General features: G+C 69.7%; 7 protein-coding genes and 2 pseudogenes. 4 read left to right on the top strand and 5 right to left on the bottom strand.

Going from position 1 to position 7,092, the window contains the following annotated elements; translation table 11 throughout:
- Both ACYQ1Z_RS19735 and ACYQ1Z_RS19740 read right to left on the bottom strand, forming a co-directional pair.
- Positions 1–804 (bottom strand): annotated as a pseudogene (locus tag ACYQ1Z_RS19735) (MFS transporter); the annotation flags it as partial.
- 11 nt (positions 805–815) lie between these two features.
- A complete protein-coding gene (locus ACYQ1Z_RS19740) occupies positions 816–2,135 on the bottom strand; it encodes an MFS transporter (protein WP_459794246.1) in 1,320 nt (439 codons plus the stop codon).
- A 135-nt stretch (positions 2,136–2,270) separates the two neighbouring features.
- Here ACYQ1Z_RS19740 and ACYQ1Z_RS19745 point away from each other — a divergent pair, with 135 nt between their 5' ends.
- From ACYQ1Z_RS19745 to ACYQ1Z_RS19755, 3 genes are all read left to right on the top strand, one after another.
- Positions 2,271–2,690, top strand: coding sequence for a hypothetical protein (locus ACYQ1Z_RS19745; RefSeq protein WP_459794247.1), 420 nt, complete (start codon positions 2,271–2,273; stop codon positions 2,688–2,690).
- A 35-nt stretch (positions 2,691–2,725) separates the two neighbouring features.
- Positions 2,726–3,649 carry a tRNA (guanosine(46)-N7)-methyltransferase TrmB gene (gene trmB, locus ACYQ1Z_RS19750; protein ID WP_459794248.1) on the top strand — a complete coding sequence of 308 codons (924 nt, stop codon included), beginning with the start codon at positions 2,726–2,728 and terminating at the stop codon, positions 3,647–3,649.
- A 224-nt stretch (positions 3,650–3,873) separates the two neighbouring features.
- Positions 3,874–4,722, top strand: a complete 849-nt coding sequence (locus tag ACYQ1Z_RS19755) for a DUF1206 domain-containing protein (RefSeq protein ID WP_459794249.1) — start codon at positions 3,874–3,876, stop codon at positions 4,720–4,722.
- Positions 4,723–4,820: 98 nt separating this feature from the next.
- Here the strand turns inward: ACYQ1Z_RS19755 and ACYQ1Z_RS19760 are convergent, their stop codons facing one another.
- Both ACYQ1Z_RS19760 and ACYQ1Z_RS19765 read right to left on the bottom strand, forming a co-directional pair.
- Entirely contained in the window at positions 4,821–5,480 is a 660-nt protein-coding gene (locus ACYQ1Z_RS19760) for an anti-sigma factor family protein (RefSeq protein WP_459794250.1), read from the bottom strand.
- Complete coding sequence (locus tag ACYQ1Z_RS19765; RefSeq protein WP_459794251.1) at positions 5,477–5,971, bottom strand: sigma-70 family RNA polymerase sigma factor; 495 nt, start codon at positions 5,969–5,971, stop codon at positions 5,477–5,479. The genes ACYQ1Z_RS19760 and ACYQ1Z_RS19765 overlap by 4 nt, the downstream gene beginning before the upstream one ends.
- A 224-nt stretch (positions 5,972–6,195) precedes the next feature.
- Here ACYQ1Z_RS19765 and ACYQ1Z_RS19770 point away from each other — a divergent pair, with 224 nt between their 5' ends.
- Complete coding sequence (locus ACYQ1Z_RS19770) at positions 6,196–6,753, top strand: COG4315 family predicted lipoprotein (protein WP_459794252.1); 558 nt, start codon at positions 6,196–6,198, stop codon at positions 6,751–6,753.
- A 75-nt stretch (positions 6,754–6,828) separates the two neighbouring features.
- On the opposite strand, the pseudogene ACYQ1Z_RS19775 reads toward ACYQ1Z_RS19770, so the two are convergent.
- Positions 6,829–7,092, bottom strand: a pseudogene (locus ACYQ1Z_RS19775) (hypothetical protein); the annotation flags it as partial.

Below are 7,092 nucleotides of genomic sequence, written 5' to 3' on the forward strand. Positions count from 1 at the left end.
GGCCAGGGTGCCGCGGGGCACCAGCGGCCGGGCGGCCAGCAACGCGACAACGACGGCGGCGACCGCCAGGAGCGCGGCGGCGGCGGGAAATCCGGGGATCCGGACCTCGGCGGAGAGGTTGAGCGCCAGCACGGCGAGCGCCGCGAGCGCTGCCCAGGCGAGCCGTCCGGCGGCCCACGGGACTGCCGCTTCCTGCTGCTGTGGGGCCATGCTGCGCAGCACCGGCACGACCATCAGCAGGGCCGGTATCACCAGGCCCACAACGCCGAGGAACACCCAGTGCCAGCTGAACACCTGCGCCACGACGCCGGCCGCGAACGGGCCGACCAGCGATGGAACCACCCACGCTGCCGAGAACGCCGCGAAGATTTTCGGGTGCAGGACGCCTGGATAGATCCGGGCCACCAGCACGTACAGCGCCACCGTCAGGGCTCCGCCGCCGAGTCCCTGCACCAGCCGCCCGGCCACAAGCATCGGCATCGATACCGCGGTGCCGGCGATGAGCAGGCCCAGCACGAACAGTCCGACCGAGGCATACAGCGGTGCTTGTGGCCCGCGCCGGTCCGACCAGTTGCCGGCCGCCACCATACCGATAACACCGGTGGCCATTGGACCTGCGAAGGCCAGGGCGTAGAGCCCGGCGCCGGCCAGTTCCCGGCTGACCAGGGGCATGATGGTGGTCACCGCCAGCGACTCGAATGCGGCGAGGAACACCAGGGCACAGGTGCCGATGGTCACCCACAGGAACGGCCGCTGCAGGATGCCTTCAGTGGTGTGGGTGGCCGGGAGGGTGGAATCGGGCACGCTCGCCCCGCCTACCCGACGTACCGGTTCCGGCCGGCGCGGTAGCCGAAGACGGCCGCCAGCGCACCGACCACCAGGAAGAGGATTCCGGCGGCTGCAAAGGATCCGGTGGCCTGGTGCAACTGGCCCACCATCAGGGTGCCGGTGGAGCCGAGGCCGTAGCCGACGCCCTGCATCATGCCGGAGAGGTGGGCAGCGGTGTGCCCGTCCCGGGTCCGCAGCATGATCATGGTGAGCGCAACGGCTGTCAGGCTCCCCTGGCCGAGGCCCAGCAGGCCCGCCCAGGCCCACACCAGCTCCAGCGGCCCGAAGATGCACAGGGCGAAGCCGGTACCTGTCATCAGTGCAACAGCCGTGTTGATGGCACGCTGGTCGCTGAACCTCGCCGCGAGCGCCGGGGCGAACAGTGAGCCGAGCATCTGCAGCACGATGCTGGCTGAGACGATCAGCCCCGCCGTCCCGCCGTCAACACCGCGCTCACGCAGGATGGGCGCCAGCCACGCGAAGACGCTGAAGGACATCATGGCCTGCAGCACCATGAAGATGGTTACCTGCCAGGCAACGGCGGAGCGCCACACGTTGACCCCGTCCTTGACCGCCTGGTGCCTTATCCCGGGCTGCCGGAGCGCCAGGGGGAGGAACAGGAAAAGCACGACGGCGGCAGGGACCGCCCAGAACCACAGCGCCAGGGTCCACTCCCCCGTCGCCGTGTAGACGGGGTAGGTGAAGCCGGCCCCGAGTGCGGCAGAGGCGCAGATGGCCGTGGTGTAAAGCCCGCCCATGAGGCCCAGCCGGTGCGGGAAGTCGCGCTTCACCAGCCCGGGCAGCAGGACGTTGCAGAGGGCGATGGCTGCGCCGCAGGCCGCCGTCCCGGCGAGCAGTGCGGGCAGGTGGCCGCCGGGGATTCCCGGGTCGGCGGGGCGCAGCAGCAGCCCGGCCGTCAGCAGCCCCATGGCGCCAAGCAGGACCCGCTCGGCGCCGAACCTCCGGGCCAGGACGGGGGCCGCCGGCGCGAACACCCCAAGCAGCGTCACCGGGACCGTGGTCAGCACCACCACCGCCCAGCCAGGCAGGGATGCCTGCGCCGTGACCTCTGGGAGGACTGCCGAGAAGCTCGAAAACACGGTCCGGAGGTTCATCCCGATCAGGACAAGGCACACACCCAGGTATACGAGCTGCCGGCGGCCGCCCACCCGTGTGGGTTCCGGTGCCGGGAATTCGTCTATTTCGGCATCCACCAGGGCGCTGGCTCCGGGCTGGCCCGGGTTCCCGTTCCCCGGCCCGGCCCCAGGCCGCTGCTTCTTTGCCGCAGCATCCGTTGCTTCCGTCACCAGCCCATTCTTGCAGCACGCCCTGGCAGGCAGGGCCATCCCTGGGTGTTATCCACATAGTCGGCGTGCGGCCTTCTTCCCTCCACGCCCCATCCCTACGGTGAAACCACAACCTCAAGCACACAAGGGAGAGCCATGGACATGCCGACGCCTGAACCCGCACCACCGATTGGGGCAGCAGCATCGAAGCCTCCCTCCGGAGGAGGGCTACCCCCGTCCGGAGCAGCCGCCCACGGCCGCAGGGCCTCCTCGGCCCTGGGACTCGCCATCCTGGCGCCGGCCAGCATGCTGCTCACCGGGCCGCTGGCCGCATTTGCCATGCTTGCCACCTATCCATCCCAGGGGCCTTCCAAGGTGCCGTGGGTGACACCCGTCGTCTTTTTCAGCCTCCCTGTCCTCTTCGCAGCCTGTGCTCTGGCGCTGGCCTTTCCCCTCATGGACAAGCTCCCGCGCTCATCCCCCGGCTGGAGATCCGCGGCCGCCGCCCTGTGCATTGCCGGGCTGGTGGCAGCCGTCGCTTTGGGACCGGCGCTGGATATCATCGGCATCTTCTGATCCGGCTCCTGTTTCGCCCGGTTATTCTGGAAGGGATGAGCGAATCCCCGGAAAACCCCCAGCAGCAGCATGTCCCGAGGCCGGTGACGCCCGGAACGCAGGCGTCCCACGGCACCTACGGCGGCCGGCCGGTCAGCTTCGTGCGCCGCGGTACACGCTTGCAGGGCCGGCGGCAGGCGGCCTGGGAGGAACACGCGGAGCGCTGGGCGGTGGACGTCCCCCGGCACGTCGCCAACACGTCGGTCCACCCGGACTACACGTTCGACGCCGAGGCCGAGTTCGGGCGCAAGGCTCCCCTCATTGTGGAGGTCGGTTCCGGCCTGGGTGACGCGGTCTGCCACGCGGCGGAGCAGAACCCGGACACGGACTTCCTGGCGGTGGAGGTTTACACCCCGGGCCTGGCGAACACCATCATCAAGATCAACAGCCGCGGGCTCACGAACGTCCGCGTCGTCGAGGCCAACGCCCCGGAGGTCCTCGCCACCATGCTGCCCGCCGGGTCGGTGGACGAATTGTGGGTCTTCTTCCCGGACCCCTGGCACAAGTCGCGCCACCACAAGCGCCGCCTGATCCAGCCCGAGTTCGCCAAACTGGCCGCACGGGCCCTCAAACCGGGCGGGCTGTGGCGGATCGCCACGGACTGGTCCAACTACGCCATCCACGTCCGTGACGTCCTGGCCGGGTCCGAAGACTTCGAGAACCTGCACACCGGCGAGCGCCGCGGCCCGGAAAGCCCCCTCACCCAGGTGTGGCAGTCCGGCGTCGAAACCGTGGTGGGCGGCGCACCGGTGCGCGAAGGCCGCGCCCCGGTCAGCACGGAGCACACCGGCCCCAACGAGGGCGTGGACGAGACGGGCGGCTGGGCGCCGCGCTTCGAGGGCAGGATCCGCACCAGCTTCGAAGCCAAAGCCCACGAAGCCGGGCGGCTGATCTTCGACCTCTGCTACCGCCGGCGGTAACAGCCGGGCAGCTGCTCAGCTAATTCAGGGCGGTCCGTTGATGAGGCCGGTCAGCTGAACAGGCCGGTCGGCAGATTCATCCCGCGCTATAGCACCCGCAGGCAGGGCTGCGGGTGTGCCGCCTCCGCCGGCGGACCAAGTACTGTTCCAGACAGCCCTGGCGTGGCACGATTGCTCGTGTGTGGGGCACGCACGCCGGTGTACCCACCGCGCAGGTTCTGCGCATGCACAAAGGAACAGCCATCAAAAGAGAACTGAAGCAGGCCGTTAGCGCGGCAGAGAACGTCACCAACTCCCGGACGCTGGAAGTACTGGCGAGGGCAGGGTTCGCGGCAAGCGGCATCCTGCATCTGCTGGTGGGGGCGATAGCCATCCGGCTGGCCATGGGTGGCACCGGCAACGCCGACTTCAGCGGGGCGGTGGCGGAACTCGCCACCCAGCCGGCCGGGCCGTTCCTGCTCTGGGGCAGCTTCGCAGCGTGCGCGGCCCTGGCGCTCTGGCAGGTCAATGACGCCATCTTCGACTACAACCACCTCCCTACCAAGAAGAAGGTGGGGCGGAAGGCAAAGGCCGTGCTGCAGGCCCTGGTCTACGCCGGCCTGGCCCTGACCCTGATGTCCTTCGCCATGGGCACCGGTTCGGGCGGGGACAACCAGAAGGCGGCCAGCGACCTCACTTTCACCCTGATGAAAGCTCCGGGCGGGGTCGCCATGCTGGTCATCCTGGGCGCCGCGATCGCCATCGCCGGCGTGGTGTACGGCATCCGCGGGCTGCGGAAGTCGTTCGAAAAGCACCTGGTGATGCCCGCCAACCCGAGGATCAGGACCGCAGTCCGTGCGCTGGGCGTGGTGGGTTACGTCGCCAAGGGCGCCGTGTTGCTGCTGGCGGGCCTGCTGATCGTCGTCGCCACCCTGCAGGCACACCCCGAGGATTCCACCGGCCTGGACGGCGGGCTCCGCGCGCTCCGCGACCAGCCGTTCGGCGTCTACCTCCTGGCCGCGGTGGGCGCCGGGCTGATCTGCTACGGCGTGTTCATGATCGTCCGGGCGCGGCTGGCCAAAATGATCCAATAGGCCCGGCCGGAGCGGCAGCCCGGGCCTCATCAAGAGGTCTGCTCGCGGCCGGGGTTGGAGGCCGAAGTTGGTTCAGGGCAGGCGGACGCCATGGATCCCTACGGCACCGTAATCACAGCCACCGCCTGCTGTGCCCCGTCCCGCAGCTCGACGCTGGAGATGCTCGCCAGCTGGATGGGGGTTGCCCCGGTGACCCGGACCCGGCCGCTGGGGGTCGCCGTCCAGGCGCACGCCCGGTCCTCACCGCCGGCCCGGTCCCTGACCCAGAGCGAGAGCGTCCCGTCCTGCGGCAGGCTGCTGCCGTTCACTGCCAGTTCGGTCCCCCAGGTTTTCCGGGCCAGGTCGATGCTGAACTGCAGGCCGCCCCCGGACTGTACCGAATAGCTGGCGTCCGGCTGCGGCGGCCGCGCCAGCAGGGGCCCGGCAACGAGGCCCAAGGCGAGGCATGCGGCGGCTGCGGCGCCCACTAAGGCCGCCCACCGCCGTCGTGATGTCCGCCGGCGGCGGGCCAGCCGGGCAAGGAGTGGTTCCGGGGCCGGGGTGTCGCGGGCGGCGGTCAGGGTGGAGACCGTGGTGAGGGCCACCGCGTCCGGCACGGGGAGGGTGTCCAGGAGGGCAGGAAGCTTCTCGAGCCCGGCCAGTTCCTCCCGACAGGCCGCGCACTGCTGCAGGTGGGACTCGAACGCTTCCCGGTCCGCAGCGTCGAGCCCGCCCAGGAGGTAGGCGCCCAGCGGCTGGTGCGGGTCCGCGGCGTTCACTGTTCGACCCCCATTTCATCAAGGATTGTCCGCAGCGCCCGGACGGCGTAGTAGGCACGGGATTTCACTGTCCCGCTGGGGATATTGAGCTGGACGGCGGTCTCGTTGACGGTGAAGCGGCGGTAGTGGAGGGCCACGAGCACGTCCCTGTGCTCCTTGCTCAGCCGCAGCAGCGCCTCTTCCACCAGGACGCGGTTGAGCAGGTCGTCCACCTTCTCCATGACCCCGGCAGGGTCCGGTTCGCTTTCGAGGAGTTCGGGGCGCCGCTGGGCCCGGCGGTAGTTGTCGATCATGATGTTCCTGGCCGTCCGGTAAAGGTAGCTGCGCAGGCTGCCGTTGATGTCCGGGGCGTGCTGCCAGACGCGCAGCACGGTCTCCTGGACCACATCCTCCGCGAGTTGGGGGTCGCGGGAGGCAGCGATGACGAACCGGCGGAGGGCAGGACCATGCTCGCGGTAGATCGACTCCACCACCTCCTCGTCGAGTGGCATGGCATTCCTTCCGCCGCGGCCGCACATCCCCTGTTCGCTTACCACCTGAAGACGCTGCCGCCGGCCAAAAAGTTCACGGTGCGCAAAAAGTTCACGCCGCACAAGAAATTCACAGCAGGGGCATCTGCTGTGAACCATATTCCACCCGGCTGCGTCGTAGTGGTTACCGTCCGATGATCGAAGCCAGCCGGGCTCCGACGCCGGGCCCAGCCAAGGAGCATCCCATGAAACACCACGTGGGCGCAGGCCTCGCCATCCTGGCCCTTTCCGCGGCGCTGACCGCCTGCGGCGGCAGCTCCGGAACCATACCGGCCGCTTCAAGCCCGGCCGTCACCACCGGCGCGCCGCCCACCACGGCCACCGCTCCTGCGTCCATCCCGCCCACGGCGATGGCCACCACCACGTCCGCTGCCGCCGTCGACCTCAAGACAGCTTCCTCGAGCGCAGGCGGGATCGTGGTGGACGGCAAGGGCATGAGCCTGTACTTCTTCACGAAGGACGTCAAGGACTCCGGGACCAGTGCCTGCACTGATGCCTGTCTGGCCGCGTGGCCGCCACTGCTGACGGAGTCGGCGACGCCGGCGGTGGAAGGCGTCACGGGAACGCCCGGCACCATCACCACTCCGGACGGGAAGCAGCAGGTCACCCTGAACGGAATGCCGTTGTACTACTTCGCGAAGGACACCAAGCCCGGTGACATCCTGGGCCAGGGCGTCAATGGCGTCTGGTACCTGGCTTCCCCTGGTGGCGAGATGGTCCGGACGGGATCCGCGGCGTACTGAGCAGGCGGGCGGCCGGCGCCGGGAAAGCGGGCCGCAGGCGCCGCTACCGCAGCGGAACTCTACCGCAGCGGGCCTCTACCGCAGCGGGACTTCGGGGAGCGTTTCCGGCAAAGGCAGATCCGACGGGCCGGGGACGGGCACCTGCGGCTGCTGGCCCAGTCCGTCCGTGACGTCCGGAACGGAGGCAGGCAGTCCGGGCGCCGGGATCTCCGCAGGCTTCTCCGGGTCGACTGCCGCGCCGCCGGGAGTGTGCGTGGCCGGAGCGTCCGACGGCGGGATCTCCACCGGTTGCCCGGCAGGAGCCGGGGAGGCGGGCGCCACGGCAGGCCCCGCGGGAGC

It is taken from the genome of Arthrobacter sp. AD-310, assembly GCF_054656615.1.